Below are 16,827 nucleotides of genomic sequence, written 5' to 3'. Positions count from 1 at the left end.
CATTACATCAACGTTTTCGTGTGATGCGAACCACTTGGGTGTTATATGGTCAAGCCTCACGGGCAATTAGTACGCGTCAGCTCAATGCATTGCTGCACTTACACACCGCGCCTATCGACCTCGTCGTCTTCGAGGGCCCTTCAGGGAGCTCGAGGCTCCAGGGAAGTTTCATCTTGAAGGGGGCTTCCCGCTTAGATGCCTTCAGCGGTTATCCCGTCCGCACATAGCTACCCGGCGGTGCCATTGGCATGACAACCGGTACACCAGCGGTGCGTCCACTCCGGTCCTCTCGTACTAGGAGCAGCACTTCTCAAACTTCCGACGCCCACGGCAGATAGGGACCGAACTGTCTCACGACGTTCTAAACCCAGCTCGCGTACCACTTTAAATGGCGAACAGCCATACCCTTGGGACCGACTTCAGCCCCAGGATGTGATGAGCCGACATCGAGGTGCCAAACACCGCCGTCGATATGAACTCTTGGGCGGTATCAGCCTGTTATCCCCGGAGTACCTTTTATCCGTTGAGCGATGGCCCTTCCATACAGAACCACCGGATCACTAGAACCTGCTTTCGCACCTGCTCGACATGTCCGTCTCGCAGTCAAGCACCCTTATGCTCTTGCACTCATTGCACGATTTCCAACCGTGCTGAGGGTACCTTAGTGCTCCTCCGTTACTCTTTGGGAGGAGACCGCCCCAGTCAAACTACCCACCACACACTGTCCTCACACCGGATCACGGTGCGGAGTTAGAACGCCGATGATACCAGGCTGGTATTTCAAGGTTGGCTCCACCCCGACTGGCGTCGGGGTTTCAAAGCCTCCCAGCTATCCTACACAAGTAACATCAGCGTCCAGTGTGAAGCTATAGTAAAGGTTCACGGGGTCTTTCCGTCTAGCCGCGGGTACACTGCATCTTCACAGCGATTTCAATTTCACTGAGTCTCGGGTGGAGACAGCGTGGCCATCATTACGCCATTCGTGCAGGTCGGAACTTACCCGACAAGGAATTTCGCTACCTTAGGACCGTTATAGTTACGGCCGCCGTTTACCGGGGCTTCGATCAAGAGCTTCGCCTTGCGGCTAACACCATCAATTAACCTTCCGGCACCGGGCAGGCGTCACACCCTATACGTCCGCTTACGCGTTGGCAGAGTGCTGTGTTTTTAATAAACAGTTGCAGCCACCTGGTCTCTTCGGCCGGTCAGGGCTAGGGGAGCAAGTCCCGTCACCCTGGCCGGCGCACCTTCTCCCGAAGTTACGGTGCCATTTTGCCTAGTTCCTTCACCCGAGTTCTCTCATACGCCTTGGTATTCTCTACCTGACCACCTGTGTCGGTTTGGGGTACGGTCGCATGTTATCTGAAGCTTAGAGGCTTTTCCCGGAAGCGTGGCATCAGTGACTTCCAGACCGTAGTCTGTTCGTCTCGCGTCTCGGCTTTATAGAGGACCGGATTTGCCTGATCCCCAGGCCTACTCGCTTTTACCAGGACAACCAACGCCTGGCTCACCTAGCCTTCTTCGTCCCCCCATCGCAATAACATCCGGTACGGGAATATTGACCCGTTTCCCATCGACTACGCTTTTCAGCCTCGCCTTAGGGGCCGACTCACCCTGCTCCGATTGACGTCGAACAGGAACCCTTGGTCTTCCGGCGGGGGAGGTTTTCACTCCCCTTGTCGTTACTCATGTCAGCATTCGCACTTGTGATACCTCCAGCATACCTCACGATACACCTTCGCAGGCTTACACAACGCTCCTCTACCGCGCATCCATAAGGATGCACCCGCAGCTTCGGTACCCGGTTTGAGCCCCGTTACATCTTCCGCGCAGGCCGACTCGACCAGTGAGCTATTACGCTTTCTTTAAAGGATGGCTGCTTCTAAGCCAACCTCCTGGCTGTCTGTGCCTTCCCACATCGTTTCCCACTTAACCGGGATTTTGGGACCTTGGCTGGCGGTCTGGGTTGTTTCCCTTTTCACAACGGACGTTAGCACCCGCTGTGTGTCTCCCACGCTGTACTCACCGGTATTCGGAGTTTGCCTCGGGTTGGTAAGCCGGGATGGCCCCCTAGCCGAAACAGTGCTCTACCCCCGGTGGTAATACGTGAGGCGCTACCTAAATAGCTTTCGAGGAGAACCAGCTATCTCCGAGCTTGATTAGCCTTTCACTCCGATCCACAGCTCATCTCAGCATTTTTCAACATACTTGAGTTCGGACCTCCAGTCAGTGTTACCTGACCTTCATCCTGGCCATGGATAGATCGCCCGGTTTCGGGTCTATTCCCAGCAACTAAGTCGCCCATTTAAGACTCGGTTTCCCTGCGCCTCCCCTATTCGGTTAAGCTCGCTACTGAGAATAAGTCGCTGACCCATTATACAAAAGGTACGCAGTCACAGAACAAGTCTGCTCCCACTGCTTGTACGCACACGGTTTCAGGATCTATTTCACTCCCCTCGCCGGGGTTCTTTTCGCCTTTCCCTCACGGTACTGGTTCACTATCGGTCAGTCAGGAGTATTTAGCCTTGGAGGATGGTCCCCCCATGTTCAGTCAGGGTTTCACGTGCCCCGACCTACTCGATTTCACAATGCTCGGATTTCGGCTACAGGACTATCACCTGCTATGGTCAGACTTCCCAGACTGTTCGCCTATCGGTTGCACTGCTTAAGGGCTGGTCCCCGTTCGCTCGCCGCTACTGGGGGAATCTCAATTGATGTCTTTTCCTCGGGGTACTTAGATGTTTCAGTTCTCCCGGTTCGCCTTCATGAGTTATGTATTGGCTCATGAATACTCATCTTGTGATGAGTGGGTTTCCCCATTCGGAAATCGCCGGGTCGCAGGTCATTTGCCACCTCACCGACGCTTATCGCAGGCTGTCACGTCCTTCATCGCCTCTGACTGCCTAGGCATCCACCGTGTGCGCTTAATCGCTTGACCATATAACCCCAAGGGGTCCGGTCTCACAATCACACGACATTTACTGAAATACATACGACATTATGTATCGCAGCAAATTTATACGTTGTCTGCCGGCCGGGTCACAACGCCCATCCGAAGATGAGGTGTTCACCGACCGACAGGTCAGCATGATCCACATTGTTAAAGAGCGTACTGTCAAAAAGACAGTCAGAAATCATGTCGATGATTGTCATCATCATGACTTTTGACTGTGGTTTCATCAGTATCGAGCGAGATTGTGACACCGAGCTGTATGGTGGAGCCTAGCGGGATCGAACCGCTGACCTCCTGCGTGCAAGGCAGGCGCTCTCCCAGCTGAGCTAAGGCCCCGACAGGTTGGTGGGTCTGGGCAGACTCGAACTGCCGACCTCACCCTTATCAGGGGTGCGCTCTAACCAACTGAGCTACAGACCCAGGCATCTTCGCTCTATCCGATCAGGCAATTTGTGTGGACGCGCTGGTTCGCGTGAGCACTTGTCGTTTAAGGAGGTGATCCAGCCGCAGGTTCCCCTACGGCTACCTTGTTACGACTTCACCCCAGTCATGAACCACACCGTGGTGATCGCTCTCCCGAAGGTTAAGCTAACCACTTCTGGTGCAGTCCACTCCCATGGTGTGACGGGCGGTGTGTACAAGGCCCGGGAACGTATTCACCGTGGCATTCTGATCCACGATTACTAGCGATTCCGACTTCACGGAGTCGAGTTGCAGACTCCGATCCGGACTGAGGCCGGCTTTATGGGATTGGCTTCACGTCGCCGCTTCGCAACCCTTTGTACCGGCCATTGTAGCACGTGTGTAGCCCTGCTCGTAAGGGCCATGATGACTTGACGTCGTCCCCACCTTCCTCCGGTTTGTCACCGGCAGTCTCCCTGAAGTTCCCGGCCGGACCGCTGGCAAAAAGGGATAGGGGTTGCGCTCGTTACGGGACTTAACCCAACATTTCACAACACGAGCTGACGACAGCCATGCAGCACCTGTCTCTGCGTTCCCGAAGGCACTCTCCCATCTCTGGGAGATTCGCAGGATGTCAAGAGCAGGTAAGGTTCTTCGCGTTGCATCGAATTAAACCACATGCTCCACCGCTTGTGCGGGCCCCCGTCAATTCATTTGAGTTTTAGCCTTGCGGCCGTACTCCCCAGGCGGTCGACTTATTGCGTTAACTGCGCCACCAAACCCTCAAGGGGTCCAACGGCTGGTCGACATCGTTTACGGCGTGGACTACCAGGGTATCTAATCCTGTTTGCTACCCACGCTTTCGCGCCTCAGCGTCAGTGTCAGTCCAGAAGGCCGCCTTCGCCACTGGTATTCCTCCCGATCTCTACGCATTTCACCGCTACACCGGGAATTCCACCTTCCTCTCCTGCACTCTAGCCTGCCAGTTCCGAATGCCGTTCCCGGGTTGAGCCCGGGGCTTTCACATCCGGCTTGGCAAGCCGCCTACGCGCCCTTTACGCCCAGTAATTCCGATTAACGCTTGCACCCTCCGTATTACCGCGGCTGCTGGCACGGAGTTAGCCGGTGCTTCTTCTGTGGGTGATGTCCTTCATGACGAGTATTAATCATCATGCCTTCTTCCCCACTGAAAGTGCTTTACAACCCTAAGGCCTTCTTCACACACGCGGCATGGCTGGATCAGGGTTTCCCCCATTGTCCAATATTCCCCACTGCTGCCTCCCGTAGGAGTCCGGGCCGTGTCTCAGTCCCGGTGTGGCTGATCATCCTCTCAGACCAGCTACGGATCGCAGCCTTGGTGAGCCTTTACCTCACCAACAAGCTAATCCGACATGGGCTCATCCGATAGCGCAAGGTCCGAAGATCCCCTGCTTTCTCCCGTAGGACGTATGCGGTATTAGCTCGGGTTTCCCCGAGTTATCCCCCACTATCGGGCAGATTCCCATGCATTACTCACCCGTCCGCCGCTCGTCAGCGGGTAGCAAGCTACCCCTGTTACCGCTCGACTTGCATGTGTTAGGCCTGCCGCCAGCGTTCAATCTGAGCCATGATCAAACTCTTCAGTTTATTTTGAAGCTTTGAGATTCTTTATCCGGCCCTGCAAAAGCAGTTCCGAAAGGCGAATCAATCCGGGCTCGAGGTCAAACTAGTACTCTTGACGAGTGTTCGTCTGCTCGATTATCTATGTGACTGGTGTCACACGAGCCAGACGCCCACACAAATTGCCTGATCGACTTGTTAAAGAGCGTCTCGAAGATGTTGCCTCAGTCGCCGTGGCGGCTGCTTCGAGAGAGTGGGCATTTTACAGCCCTGAATCGAAAAGTCAACCTCTTTTTTTCGATCCGGAAGTCGGCGGCTGGATTTGAAATCCTGATTGAGCGACCAAAACCTCAGTCAAAACAATCACCTGCAAACTTCCCCGCTGCCTCGTCGCCGTGTGCTCCGTGGCAGCGGATGCGTACTTTATAGATCAGACCCCGAGCGCGCAACCCCTTTCGGCAAAAAACTTCATTTTTCTGTCATGACTTACAGCACAGCCCTTTACTGACGCAGATAGCCTTCATCACCCAGACACCTCTCAAGCGCCTCCTTCCCCTTTACCAGATGTGAGTGCATCCCCAGCGCACGGGCTGCTTCAATACATTCGGGATTGTCATCAAGGAAAGTGATCTGGTCGGGGCGACACCCCAGTGCTTCCAGCACATGGTGCCAGGCACGTGGGTCAGGCTTGCGATAACCGATCTCGTGGGAAAGAAAGACAGCGTCGAAAGCGGCTTCCAGACCGGTCTTTTGAATGACGTCCCAGTGAAGTGGATTGTTATTACTGAGAATGGCCCTGTAAAAGCGCGGATCAATTCGCTCCAGCAGTTCAAGGGTGCCGGGATAAAGGCCCTTGACCCATTTTGCATAATGCTGACCAAATGCTTCAGGCGTCATCTCAAGTGACAGGCTTTCAACCGCAGCCTCCAGAAAGCCGTCCACCGACGCCCTGCCGGTTTCAAAAGGGTCCAGCGGTGCAAACTCTAGCCAGAACCGGCGAGCCTCCTCACGGCTCAATCGCCCATTTGTCAGCGTGACCAGTGGTGTGATGCCGTCCCAGTCAGCCAGTACACCCCCTACATCGAATAGAAGTATCTCTCGCGACGTCATGCACTCTCCTTATTTGAGTCAGGCCTTAACCCCAGAGCGCCCACACCTTGCTGCCAATCTGCTGAAGTGCTTCATAAGGTGGTAACCAGGGCGTCATCGACAGTATCACGATCCCCATAAGCAACGCCGTCTGAGGAGTGCCGTAATCATAGAGCTTGAAGGCCGTTCCGAAGGAGCGCTTCAGACGTCGGCCTTCGATATCGATACTGTAGATTTCATCGAGCAATAGATGAATGAGCACGCCCACCAGCATGGCCGCGGCAAAACACCAGGACTGCATGGCCGTCTGTATAAAGAGGTGGTAGCTCACCACGGCAACAGCCAGGGCGGAAAGCACAGCCGCAAGCAGGGAATGCCAGATGCCGCGATGCACGGAAAAGCGCTTGAAGAGACTACTGAGGGGATAACGCACGAGAAGATAGGCGGCGATGCCCGCACCACTCAGCTCTGCCAACGACAGAAAGGGTTGAAGCGCCGAGACACAGCCGACAACAGCCAGCATGGCCATCAATGTAAATATCAGGCGAACCGCACGGGATTGATCGGCATCGATATCCGGTACCACCCCGCCCAGTGCTACCAGTCCTGCGACCGGAAAACTGTCAACGAAGGGCCAGAGCCCTGCAAACCAGCCCAATCCGCCGACCAGGACACCGCCAGCGGCAGCCACCGTAAAATGCGTTGTAAAATTGGCCATAACTCAACCACTGGATATAAATCCATATTATGACGCAATTTTTCCAGCAACAACAAAGATATAGCGGCTACCGCGCTCACATTATCATTCGGTCTGGGAAAGGAACTCGTCCTTGAGCGCGACATAGTTGCCTGCCGAGTACTCGAAGAAGCGATATTCGGACTCCTTGAGTGGGCGCAGTTGACGCACAGGATTACCGCCATAGACGTAGCCGCTTTCCAGATGCTTGCCCGGAGGCACTACGGCACCGGCGGCCACCAGCACTTCGCTTTCCACCACGACACCATCGAGCACCGTGGCCCCCATGCCAATCAGCACCTTCGAGGCAATGGTGCAGCCATGCAAAATGGCGCGATGGCCGATGGTCACATCATCACCGATCGTCAGCGGATATCCCCCGGGGGCGTAATCGCTGGCATGAGTAATGTGAAGGATCGAGCCATCCTGAATGCTGGTCCGGGCACCGACACGAATCCGATGCATGTCGCCGCGGATGACGGCCGTGGGCCAGACAGAGGTATCATCTCCGAGTGTGACGTCTCCCAGCACCACGGCAGTGTCGTCGATGAAGACACGCTCCCCCAGCGATGGTGATACCCCTCTAAAGCTTCGAACTCCCATATACCTTCTCCCTGTCCGATGTGTCTGATCAGTCTGCAGCAACCCGAAAGGCGCTGCCAGCACTCCATACGGCCGTCAGGTCACGCCGGCGGCTGACTATTTCATCAGAAAAAAGCCCAGTAAAACCACAAGCAGCAGCGGAATGGATACCCATCGCACCACCGCCCGCCACACCTGATAAAAGCGCTCGCCGGCCCCGATCGCTGCCATCGCCCGTGGGGCATCGACAACCCAGACCGCAAAAACGGCGATCAGCAGCCCACCAATGGGCAGCATGATGTCGATCGGTAGCGTCGTGGCCAGATCAAAGAGCGTCATGTCGTGGAAGAGGTGAACATCCGACCAGATCGAAAAGGACAGTGCCGAGGGCAGACCCATCAGCCAGACGCCGACACCGATGATCAATGCCGCCAGCGGACGAGCCATGCCGGTACTGCCCAGCATGGCCACCATGGGTTCAGCGAGATTGATGGAAGAAGTCCAGGTCGCCAACAACAGCAAAACAAAAAAGCAGCCAAGCCAGAGCGCGCCCCCGGGGAGGTCGGCAAAAGCAATGGGCAGCGTCACGAACATGAGTCCGGGACCGGAAGCGGGGTCCATGCCCTGTGAAAAGACGATCGAGAAGATGGCAATGCCGGCCAGCAACGCCACCGCCACATCGAGGATAGCGACGGTCACGACAGCGCGCGGCAGACTCTGGTCATCGGGCATATAAGCCCCGTAGGCCATCAGCGCACCCGCCCCCACTGCCAGTGTAAAGAAGGCGTGCCCCATCGCGTTGAAAACGGCCACGAGGGTCACCGCCGAAAGATCAGGTTTAAAAAGCCATGCCAGCGCGGTCGTGAACCCGCTGGTCGTCACGGCATATCCCACCAGCAGAATCAGCAATAGATAGAGCAGGGGCATCAACAGATTGTTGAGCCGTTCAAGGCCACCACCGACGCCGAGCGCCACGACCGACATGGTCAAAAGCAGGAAAATGCTGTGATTGAGTAGCACAAGGCCGGGGCTTGCCAGAAAGGCATCAAAGGCCCCTCCGATTTCCTCGGGAGAGCGTGAAGCGAAATTACCGCTTAGTGCCTCGACCAGATACTCGATCGACCAGCCGGAGACCACTGAATAAAACGAGAGAATGAAAAACAGGGTGATGCCGCAAAAAAGCCCCAGCAACCCCCAGTGCCGACTCCTGCCGGCATCGCGCGCCAAGAAGGTCAACGCCTGCATGGGGGTACGCCGTCCGGCGCGGCCGATCATGATTTCGGCCACCATGACCGGCAGCCCCAGCAGGGCCAGAAATACCACGTAGAGCAATAAAAAGGCCGCGCCACCGTTTTCACCGGTCATCCAGGGAAAGCGCCATATGTTGCCCAGACCTACCGCCGCCCCTGTCACTGCTATAATGAACGCACGGCGTGACCCCCAGCGCTCTACCACTTCGGACATGTCCTGCATCCCTTCTACTGCGCCCTGAAGCGCACTGAATCGACTCATGATGCCGCGCGCTCTCATTGAAACCGGCGCCCGCCACCCTCATTGTCAGCAGTATATCTTTCGCCAACCGCGAGGTCGCTTCATGTCTACCAATCCCCTGCTCGAATCCCACGTGCTTCCCCCTTTCGAGGCCATTACGCCCGACATCATCGAGCCGGCCGTGGACGAGCTGCTCGCGCGCAATCGGGAGGCCATCGACAGGCTGGTCGAGGCAGGTGACTACACATGGCAGGGTCTGGCGGCACCGCTTGAAGCCATCAACGACCAGCTCTCTCAGGCCTGGTCACCGGTCTCGCATCTCAATGCCACCATGAACTCACAGGCCCTGCGGGAAGCCTATCAGGCCTGTCTGCCGAAGCTTTCAGCCTACGGCACCTGGCTGGGCCAGCACGAAGGTCTTTTCAAGGCTTTCCAGACTCTGGCCGACAGCGACGAGTACCAAAAGCTGGACCAGGGGCAGCGCAAATCGATTGATAACACCCTGCGCGATTTCCGTCTGGCCGGGGTCGACCTGCCGCCCGAAAAAAAGGCACGATTTGGCGACATCCAGGCCAGGCTCTCGACGCTGTCCAACACCTTTTCCAACAATGTGCTGGACGCCACGCAGGCCTGGCATCTGGACGTCCCACGTGAACGCCTTGGCGGTCTGCCGCAGAGCGCGCTGGAGACACTGGCCGCCAACGCCGAAGCCAAGGGCGTCGAGGGCTATCGCGTCACGCTCGACTTCCCGAGCTTCTTCCCGATCATGAGCCACGCCGATGACCGAGCCCTGCGCGAAGAAGTCTATACCGCCTTCGTGACACGGGCTTCCGATCAGGGCCCCAATGCCGGCGAGTTCGACAATTCCGACGTCATGGCCGAGATCGTGACGCTCCGGCAGGAACTGGCAGCATTGGCCGGTTTTGAGACCTACGCCGACTATTCGATGACAACCAAGATGGCGGAAAGCCCCGATCAGGTGCTCGACTTCCTGCAGGATCTGGCCGGCCGTGCCGTCCCCCAGGCCACTGAAGAATTCAAAAGCCTCAGCGATTTCGCTCGTGAGGAACTGGGCATTGAAACGCTTGCCCCCTGGGATACCGGCTATGCCAGTGAAAAGCTGCGAGAAGCACGCTATGCCATTTCACAGGAAGAGCTTCGCCCCTACTTTCCTGCCCCTGGTGCCGTCGACGGTCTATTCCGGGTCATCGGCAAGCTCTTCAACGTCAGCTTCCAGGAAAATACCCAGGCACCGCGCTGGCACAGCGATGTGCGCTATTTCGACATTCTTGAAAATGACAGCGTCATCGCCGGGTTCTATCTCGACCTTTACGCCCGCGAAGGCAAGCGCGGCGGCGCATGGATGGATGAGTGCCGGGTTCGGCGCGAGCGCGAGGATGGTGACATTCAGTTGCCGGTCGCCTACCTGACCTGCAACTTTACTCGTCCGGTCGGTGACCGCCCGGCGCTTCTGACCCACGATGAAGTCCTGACCCTGTTCCACGAATTCGGCCACGGATTGCACCACATGCTGACTCGTCAAAGGGTGGCGGACATTTCCGGCATCAATGGCGTGGCATGGGACGCCGTCGAGCTGCCCAGCCAGTTCATGGAGAACTACTGCTGGGTACGCGAAGGGCTCGATCTGATCGCCGCACACGTGGATACCGGAGCCCCGCTGCCGGACGACCTGCTGGAACGCCTTCAGGCAGCTCGCAACTTCCAGTCTGCCATGACCATGGTGCGCCAGCTCGAGTTCTCGCTGTTTGATCTGCGTCTACACCGTGAGCATCAGTCACCCGGCGCCGGAGATATTCAGTCTCTGCTGGATGACGTCCGTCATCAGGTTTCCGTGGTGCCCAGGGTTGAATTCAACCGCTTCCAGCACGGCTTCAGCCATATCTTCGCCGGAGGTTATGCGGCCGGCTACTACAGCTACAAGTGGGCCGAAGTCCTCTCGGCGGATGCCTGGTCGGCCTTTGAAGACGCTGGCGTCTTTGATCAGACCACCGGCATGCGCTTTCGCACCAGCATTCTGGAGCAGGGCGGCGCTCGTGACGCTGCGGTTCTGTTTCAGGAGTTTCGTGGACGCGAGCCAAGCATCGAACCGCTGCTGCGCCACAGCGGCATCCACCAGGCGGCCTGATTTCTGCATCACGACCGGCAGGCCCTTGCCTGCCGGTCAGGAGTTTTGATGAACCAATCCACACCCAAACGCTTTATTGCCGGCGCCATCTGTCCGCGCTGCAGCGCCATGGATCGTATCCGTAGCTGGGAAAGCAACGGCACGCGCTATCGAGAGTGTGTCAGCTGCGACTTTTTCGAGCAGCTGCCCATGACCGATGAATCGCCCGACCCGCTTGATACTCGCGTATCCAAATCCCGGCCAGCGTCGGAAAGCGACGATTTTCAGCCGGTTAAAATCATCGACCCGGGCAAGCGCTAGCTCCAGCGACACTAGCGCTTGCCTCACCGCAACACCATCAAAAAGGCCCTGCCGGCTAACCGGCAGGGCCTTTTCCATCAATAATGCTCTGAATCAGTTGGCGCCTTCAACCACGCCACAGGCCCAGCGGGCACCGCCACCGCCCAGTTTGGGCGTATCGCTGTAGTTGTCACCACCTTCGTGGATAACGATCGCATGACCGCCAAGATCACTTTCCTTCAGGCGGGGCGCCAGCACCGGCGTTGTAATGTTGCCATCGTTGTCCGCCACCAGCAGCGGCATGTCACCCAGGTGGCTATCCTCAACGTAAGGCCCGGCATGCGTGTCCGTGCCCTTCGGATCAAAATGCCCGCCGGCAGCACCCGCCGGTGTCACCTTGCCATCCGTCGTGGAAGGATCGCAGCTGGGGTTGGTATGCAGATGAAAACCATGCATACCCTGGCCCGGCAGCCCTGAAATATCAGGCGTCGCCAGAAGGCCGTAGTCGGTATCCTTGAACGTGACGCTGCCCACGGATTCTCCCGGCCCCTTGTCCGTTGCCTTGTGCAGCTCTACCGTCGTGTCAGCCATGGCCAGCGGCGTCAGTGCCAACAGTGCAGATGCCAGAAACAGTCTTTTCATTGGAAGTCCTCTTGAGTCAGCCCAATCATGATTGGCGTACTCTCAAGACTAGCTGGCTCAGGTCGATGCAACCAATCAGCGGCCTGCTTTCTCAAGCGACAGGTCCGACACGATACGCGTGCAGGCCTCGGCCTGATTGAGTGTATAGAAATGCAGACCCGGCGCCCCCTGATCCAGCAGCTGCTGACAAAGACGCGTCACGACTTCGTGCCCGAACGCCTGAATGCTGTCACTGTCATCGCCGTAGGACTCGAGCTGTCGACGTACCCAGCGCGGAATTTCCGCACCACACATTTCCGAGAAACGGGCCAGCTTGGTGTAATTGGTGATCGGCATGATGCCCGGCAGGATCGGAACATCTACCCCACGCGCCCGAACCCGATCCACGAAGTGATGGTAGGCGTCCGGATTAAAGAAATACTGTGTGATGGCCATGTCGGCGCCGGCACGCACCTTGTCGACAAAATGATCGATATCGCGTTCGAAGTTCTGTGCCTGCGGATGACACTCCGGATAGGCTGCCACGGTCAGGTCGAAATGATCTCCGGTCTCTTCGCGGATGAAATCGACAAGGTCACGCGCATAGCGAAACTCTCCCAGCCCCAGCATGCCCGATGGCATATCGCCCCGTAGGGCCACGATGCGCTTGATCCCGTGCTCACGATATTGGGTCAAAAGCCGGCGCAGATCGGCCTTGTCGCTGGCCACGCAGGACAGATGCGGCGCCGTACAAATGCCGGTATCGCGCGAAATGTTTTTGACAGCGTCAAAGGTGAAATCACGCGTCGTGCCACCGGCGCCAAAGGTGACCGAAAAAAAACGGGGATCGAGTTCAGCCAGTTTGGTATAGACCTCGGGCAGCCGATCTCGACCTGCCTCGGTACGCGGCGGAAAGAACTCGAAGCTGAGCTCGGGAGCACGGGAATCACTCATGGGTCTAAAGGTCCTTTTGACAAGTCACGCGGTTGACCGGCCGGCAGCATCAAGCTGTCTGTCAGGCTGCCTTTTTGCGGCAGCGGTCGACCATCGATTAATGCCGTGTATTGTGACGACACTGAAGAACTAGGCCAAATGAAAGATTCGGGGGGTCTGATCAAGCAGAATTCATGATCAAGCGTGTGAGAAGTCTGGAAGACAACAGAAGGAGACAGAGTTACCGACAGAGGGCATGGCAGAAAAATGGCGGAAAAGCGTGGGAGTCGAACCCACCAGGGACTGCTGGCAGCCCCTCTCGGGTTTGAAGCCCGAGCGCCCCACCGGGGAACGAAGCCTTTCCGCAACCGCATGATATACATGGTGTCATGCAGATGTGTCACCAAACCTGCATGATAGCTTAATTAATGCCACATGTCGGCCTGTCTTACGACATGGTCATCGCGTACCCGACGTGTATAGCCGATTCGGTCAAAGAACTCCAGGATCATGACGGCCAGCTTGCGCCCGATCCCCAGGCGATCGCGAAAGCTGGCCACGCGTGCCGCGCCCTGCTCCGCCTCGAGCTGCTGAATCATGCTGGCCATATCAAATACGGAGTGGGAGAGAAAAAAATGATCGCGGCGCACATGGTATACACGCCCCAGACGGGCAGCAGAGGTCAGCACCTGACGCACCTTCGCTTCATCGATGTTTTCCAGACCGACCACATCCCTCACTCGGGGCGGATCAAAGGGCGCGGCAGCCAGATGCGGCTCGATCTGCTGCCAGAGTGCCTCTTCATCCTCTGACAGTGCTGCCTGATGCTCAGGCAACGACAGGAAAGGGCCATGCTGTTTCAACATCCCGGCGGTCATCAGCGGCTGAAGAATCTGTCGAAACAGTGCGCTGGGCAGGCCGGGCATGACCTGACGACGCAGTCGCTCACGTTCGGTCCCCAGCATGGCCGGCTCGCGCTCATGATTTTCGGTGACCACCTCAAGAATGCGCACACGAAGCGACTCGAGTGACTCGGGCGAGAAGGCGCGCATCTCCTGACCGGCGCTGATGACCCGCGCGCCCAGCGCTTCAAACTCCCGCCCCAGCGAGGCCGGCGTACGATTGAAGTTTCGGGCCAGACCATAAACGTCCGGCCCGTCGGGTCGCAGCGTCAGTGCCACCTTGAGTGGCTCAGCCAGAGAAATGCCATCAGCACTGCCCGTTACTGCCTGGCGACAGCTCTCCAGCCACTGAAGTCGCGCCGGAGAACGCTGGCCACGACGCGGCGTCGCACCATCAAGGACAATGGCACCGCCAATGGTATGACGCGCCCCATGGTCACGAACGATAACGCGATCGCCGAGACAGGCATGCAGCGGCGACTCCAGAATCATCTGTGCCAGCATGCGCTCACCGGGCAGCAACTGCTGACCCTCCAGCAAAGAGATGCGACCGGTCACGTGCGATGCCCCCAGATGCAGGTGCACGCCCGACCAGTGGTTCAGGGGAGGCGCATCTTCCAGAAGCTCCAGCGCAATATCCACACGTGTCAGCGAGGGTGTAGGCAGCGCTTGAGCCACCACCCAGTCACCGCGCTGAACGATTTCACGATCAATGCCCGACCCTGCCAGATTCAGGGCCAGCCTGTCGCCCTGACGCGCATGTTCCGCCACTCGTCCCTGACGTCGCAGCCCTCTGACCCGGGCATCCCGATCGGATGGAAAAAGCCGGACATTATCGCCAACCGAAATCTCGCCGGCCACAACCGTACCCGTGACCACAAGCCCGGAGCCGGTCTTGGTAAAGGCGCGATCCACTGCCATGCGAAAATTGCCCTGAGCCACTTCGCTGTCGATGGCCCGGGCGCGCTGCCAGAGTTCGTCCTTGAGGGCCGTAATGCCTTCGCCGGTACGACTGGAAACCTCAAAGATTGTCGAGGCTTCCAGCGGTGAACCGGCCAGCAGCGCCTCGATCTCCGCACGCACTTCCAGAAGCCGTTGTGGCTCGACCAGATCACATTTGGTCAGCGCCACCACCCCCCGGTCGATGCCCAGCAGACGCAGGATCTGAAGATGTTCCCGGGTCTGTGGCATGACCCCATCGTCTGCCGCCACGACCAGCAGCATGGTATCGATCCCTGCCACACCCGAGAGCATATTGTGGATAAACCTTTCATGCCCGGGCACATCAATGAACCCGAGTTCGAAGTCATCGGACAACTCCGGATAGGCATAGCCGGCCTCGATGGTCAGACCACGGGCCTGCTCTTCGCTCAGCCGGTCAGTACTGATGCCGGTCAACGAATGAATCAGCGCTGTCTTGCCATGATCCACATGGCCTGCCGTACCTACAATCATGATCCGGTATCCCGATTAAGCGAGAGATGGCCAAGCTGTTCTGCAAAGGCGTGCTCTTCGGCCTCACCCTGTAGACAGCGTAGATCAAGCCAGAACGCGCCATCATGCAGCCGTCCAATGACAGGCCTTGGCAGCTGTCTGAAAGCGGTTTCAATCATGCGCAGAGTACGCTCACCGGCACGGCGTTCCTGCGTTGTGGGAGCCACCACGAGCGCCTGACTGGGCAGACGATCCACCGGTAGCGCTCCGCTGCCCAGCTGGCTTTTACATGGCGCAATACTGACCTCCATGTCCGGCAGATGTTCGCTCAACACCGGCAACAGCCGCTCGGCCGTAGCCGCAATATCCTCCTGAGCACGTGTCAGCAGCGCCAGTGTCGGGATATCGCGCGCAATCTCGTCGCTGTCTCGATAAAGTCTAAGCGTTGCCTCCAGCGCACTCATGATCAGCTTGTCGACACGCAGGGCACGCTTGAGCGGATGACGACGGATACGATCGATATAGTCACGACTGCCAACGATCAAGCCGCACTGAGGGCCGCCAAGCAGCTTATCGCCGCTGAAGGTCACCACATCGGCACCAGCCTCGATGCTCTGGCGTGGGCGGGCTTCATCCGGCAGCCCCAGAGCCGCCATGTTAGTGAGGGCACCACTGCCCAGATCCACAATAAAGGGCACCTCCTGGGCATGCGCAATCCGTGCCAGCTCACTTTCCTCGACGACCGCCGTGAACCCTTCCACGGCATAGTTGGAGGTATGGGCCTTGAAGATCATGCCGGTGGCATCATTCATGGCCTGCTCGAAATCGCGCGCATGCGTACGATTGGTAGTCCCCACTTCGCGCAGATAACAGCCGGAGGTATGCATGATATCGGGCAGGCGAAAGGAGCCACCGATCTCGATCAGCTCGCCGCGTGAAATCACAGCTTCACGGCCGGCGCCCAGTGCCGACAGCGTCAGTACCACAGCGGCGGCATTATTGTTAACCACGGTTGCGGCCTCGGCGCCGGTCAGCTCGCACAGCAGCGATTCGACGACCTGGTCACGATCTCCGCGATGCCCGCTATCGATATCGTACTCCAGCGCCAGCGAATACCTGGCAGCCCGTGTCATGGCCTCAATGGCAGGCTCTGCCAAGGGCGCCCGGCCCAGATTGGTATGAATGACGGTGCCGGTCAGATTGAAAACGCTGGGCGCATTCGACGCAGCCAGCGACCTGGCCATATCAATGGCGCGATCGACCAGCTGATCCGTGGCAAGCGGTGCAGCGTCCTCCTGGCCCAGCCGGCGGCGCTCACAGGCCAGCAGCTCGCGGACAGCACGTCGTTTAAGACGATGACTAATCTGCGAGCGCTCCATCGCCTGATGAGACAGCAGCACATCCACTGCCGGCAGATAACGACGCGGGTCATCCATCGAGGGCTCCTTTCATGAGGTCAGGGCAGGGGCGTTCATCCACGACACGCTTTCCATACTGTCATACACATGCTGCCATCCATCCAGCATCCGGCAGACACGCTGTCAGCTATTGAATCAAAATCGGACCATACGGTACACGACCATTCAAGCCGGTCATCATCCATTAAAAAAGTGCTGAAACAAGCAGGATACATTTTCTGCAGAGATCGTTTTGATATAAC

At 57.6% G+C, this 16,827-nt stretch carries 10 protein-coding genes, 3 tRNA genes and 2 rRNA genes; 2 read left to right on the top strand and 13 right to left on the bottom strand.

Annotation, left to right across the window (positions count from 1 at the left end; translation table 11 throughout):
* Positions 1 to 45: 45 nt before the first annotated feature.
* The 8 genes from B9H00_RS10945 to B9H00_RS10910 form a co-directional block, all read right to left on the bottom strand.
* Positions 46 to 2,938, bottom strand: a 23S ribosomal RNA gene (locus tag B9H00_RS10945).
* A gap of 275 nt (positions 2,939 to 3,213) precedes the next feature.
* A tRNA-Ala gene (locus tag B9H00_RS10940) sits at positions 3,214 to 3,289 on the bottom strand.
* 7 nt (positions 3,290 to 3,296) lie between these two features.
* Positions 3,297 to 3,373 (bottom strand) — tRNA-Ile (locus tag B9H00_RS10935).
* Positions 3,374 to 3,441: 68 nt separating this feature from the next.
* Positions 3,442 to 4,981: ribosomal RNA gene (locus tag B9H00_RS10930) — 16S ribosomal RNA — on the bottom strand.
* The 16S and 23S rRNA genes sit together here with 2 tRNA genes alongside, the layout of an rRNA operon.
* 474 nt (positions 4,982 to 5,455) lie before the next feature.
* Positions 5,456 to 6,064, bottom strand: coding sequence for an HAD family hydrolase (locus tag B9H00_RS10925; protein WP_086900693.1), 609 nt, complete (start codon positions 6,062 to 6,064; stop codon positions 5,456 to 5,458).
* A 25-nt stretch (positions 6,065 to 6,089) separates the two neighbouring features.
* Positions 6,090 to 6,761, bottom strand: coding sequence for a metal-dependent hydrolase (locus B9H00_RS10920; RefSeq protein WP_086900692.1), 672 nt, complete (start codon positions 6,759 to 6,761; stop codon positions 6,090 to 6,092).
* An 84-nt stretch (positions 6,762 to 6,845) separates the two neighbouring features.
* Positions 6,846 to 7,382, bottom strand: a complete 537-nt coding sequence (locus B9H00_RS10915) for a gamma carbonic anhydrase family protein (protein WP_086900691.1) — start codon at positions 7,380 to 7,382, stop codon at positions 6,846 to 6,848.
* A gap of 96 nt (positions 7,383 to 7,478) precedes the next feature.
* The gene (locus B9H00_RS10910) at positions 7,479 to 8,825 is read right to left on the bottom strand and encodes a sodium-dependent transporter (protein ID WP_086901834.1); all 1,347 of its coding nucleotides are present in this window, start codon (positions 8,823 to 8,825) and stop codon (positions 7,479 to 7,481) included.
* 130 nt (positions 8,826 to 8,955) lie between these two features.
* Here B9H00_RS10910 and prlC point away from each other — a divergent pair, with 130 nt between their 5' ends.
* Both prlC and B9H00_RS10900 read left to right on the top strand, forming a co-directional pair.
* A complete protein-coding gene (prlC, locus tag B9H00_RS10905) occupies positions 8,956 to 10,998 on the top strand; it encodes an oligopeptidase A (protein ID WP_086901833.1) in 2,043 nt (680 codons plus the stop codon).
* A gap of 48 nt (positions 10,999 to 11,046) precedes the next feature.
* Positions 11,047 to 11,298, top strand: a complete 252-nt coding sequence (locus B9H00_RS10900; protein ID WP_086900690.1) for a YheV family putative zinc ribbon protein — start codon at positions 11,047 to 11,049, stop codon at positions 11,296 to 11,298.
* Between the two features lie 93 nt (positions 11,299 to 11,391).
* On the opposite strand, the gene sodC is transcribed toward B9H00_RS10900, so the two are convergent.
* The 5 genes from sodC to selA form a co-directional block, all read right to left on the bottom strand.
* Positions 11,392 to 11,919, bottom strand: coding sequence for a superoxide dismutase family protein (gene sodC / locus B9H00_RS10895; RefSeq protein ID WP_086900689.1), 528 nt, complete (start codon positions 11,917 to 11,919; stop codon positions 11,392 to 11,394).
* A gap of 75 nt (positions 11,920 to 11,994) precedes the next feature.
* A complete protein-coding gene (gene metF, locus B9H00_RS10890; RefSeq protein ID WP_086900688.1) occupies positions 11,995 to 12,852 on the bottom strand; it encodes a methylenetetrahydrofolate reductase [NAD(P)H] in 858 nt (285 codons plus the stop codon).
* Positions 12,853 to 13,099: 247 nt separating this feature from the next.
* Positions 13,100 to 13,195 (bottom strand) — tRNA-Sec (locus tag B9H00_RS16800).
* A gap of 61 nt (positions 13,196 to 13,256) precedes the next feature.
* Positions 13,257 to 15,188 carry a selenocysteine-specific translation elongation factor gene (selB, locus tag B9H00_RS10885; RefSeq protein WP_086900687.1) on the bottom strand — a complete coding sequence of 644 codons (1,932 nt, stop codon included), beginning with the start codon at positions 15,186 to 15,188 and terminating at the stop codon, positions 13,257 to 13,259.
* The gene (gene selA, locus B9H00_RS10880) at positions 15,185 to 16,603 is read right to left on the bottom strand and encodes an L-seryl-tRNA(Sec) selenium transferase (RefSeq protein ID WP_086900686.1); all 1,419 of its coding nucleotides are present in this window, start codon (positions 16,601 to 16,603) and stop codon (positions 15,185 to 15,187) included. The genes selB and selA overlap by 4 nt, the downstream gene beginning before the upstream one ends.
* Positions 16,604 to 16,827: the final 224 nt, after the last annotated feature.

Source organism: Kushneria marisflavi, assembly GCF_002157205.1.
In the GTDB taxonomy this organism is placed as follows: domain Bacteria; phylum Pseudomonadota; class Gammaproteobacteria; order Pseudomonadales; family Halomonadaceae; genus Kushneria; species Kushneria marisflavi.
The sequence above is the reverse complement of the archived record's forward strand: the minus strand, read 5'-3'. Positions and strand labels throughout refer to the sequence as shown.

What these genes read in the sequence shown, in the direction of transcription:
- prlC (WP_086901833.1), top strand. Translation starts at nt 8,956, where the DNA reads ATGTCTACCAATCCCCTGCTCGAATCCCACGTGCTTCCCCCTTTCGAG.
- B9H00_RS10920 (WP_086900692.1), bottom strand. Translation starts at nt 6,761, where the DNA reads ATGGCCAATTTTACAACGCATTTTACGGTGGCTGCCGCTGGCGGTGTC.
- selB (WP_086900687.1), bottom strand. Translation starts at nt 15,188, where the DNA reads ATGATTGTAGGTACGGCAGGCCATGTGGATCATGGCAAGACAGCGCTG.
- B9H00_RS10910 (WP_086901834.1), bottom strand. Translation starts at nt 8,825, where the DNA reads ATGTCCGAAGTGGTAGAGCGCTGGGGGTCACGCCGTGCGTTCATTATA.
- sodC (WP_086900689.1), bottom strand. Translation starts at nt 11,919, where the DNA reads ATGAAAAGACTGTTTCTGGCATCTGCACTGTTGGCACTGACGCCGCTG.
- selA (WP_086900686.1), bottom strand. Translation starts at nt 16,603, where the DNA reads ATGGATGACCCGCGTCGTTATCTGCCGGCAGTGGATGTGCTGCTGTCT.
- B9H00_RS10915 (WP_086900691.1), bottom strand. Translation starts at nt 7,382, where the DNA reads ATGGGAGTTCGAAGCTTTAGAGGGGTATCACCATCGCTGGGGGAGCGT.
- B9H00_RS10900 (WP_086900690.1), top strand. Translation starts at nt 11,047, where the DNA reads ATGAACCAATCCACACCCAAACGCTTTATTGCCGGCGCCATCTGTCCG.
- metF (WP_086900688.1), bottom strand. Translation starts at nt 12,852, where the DNA reads ATGAGTGATTCCCGTGCTCCCGAGCTCAGCTTCGAGTTCTTTCCGCCG.
- B9H00_RS10925 (WP_086900693.1), bottom strand. Translation starts at nt 6,064, where the DNA reads ATGACGTCGCGAGAGATACTTCTATTCGATGTAGGGGGTGTACTGGCT.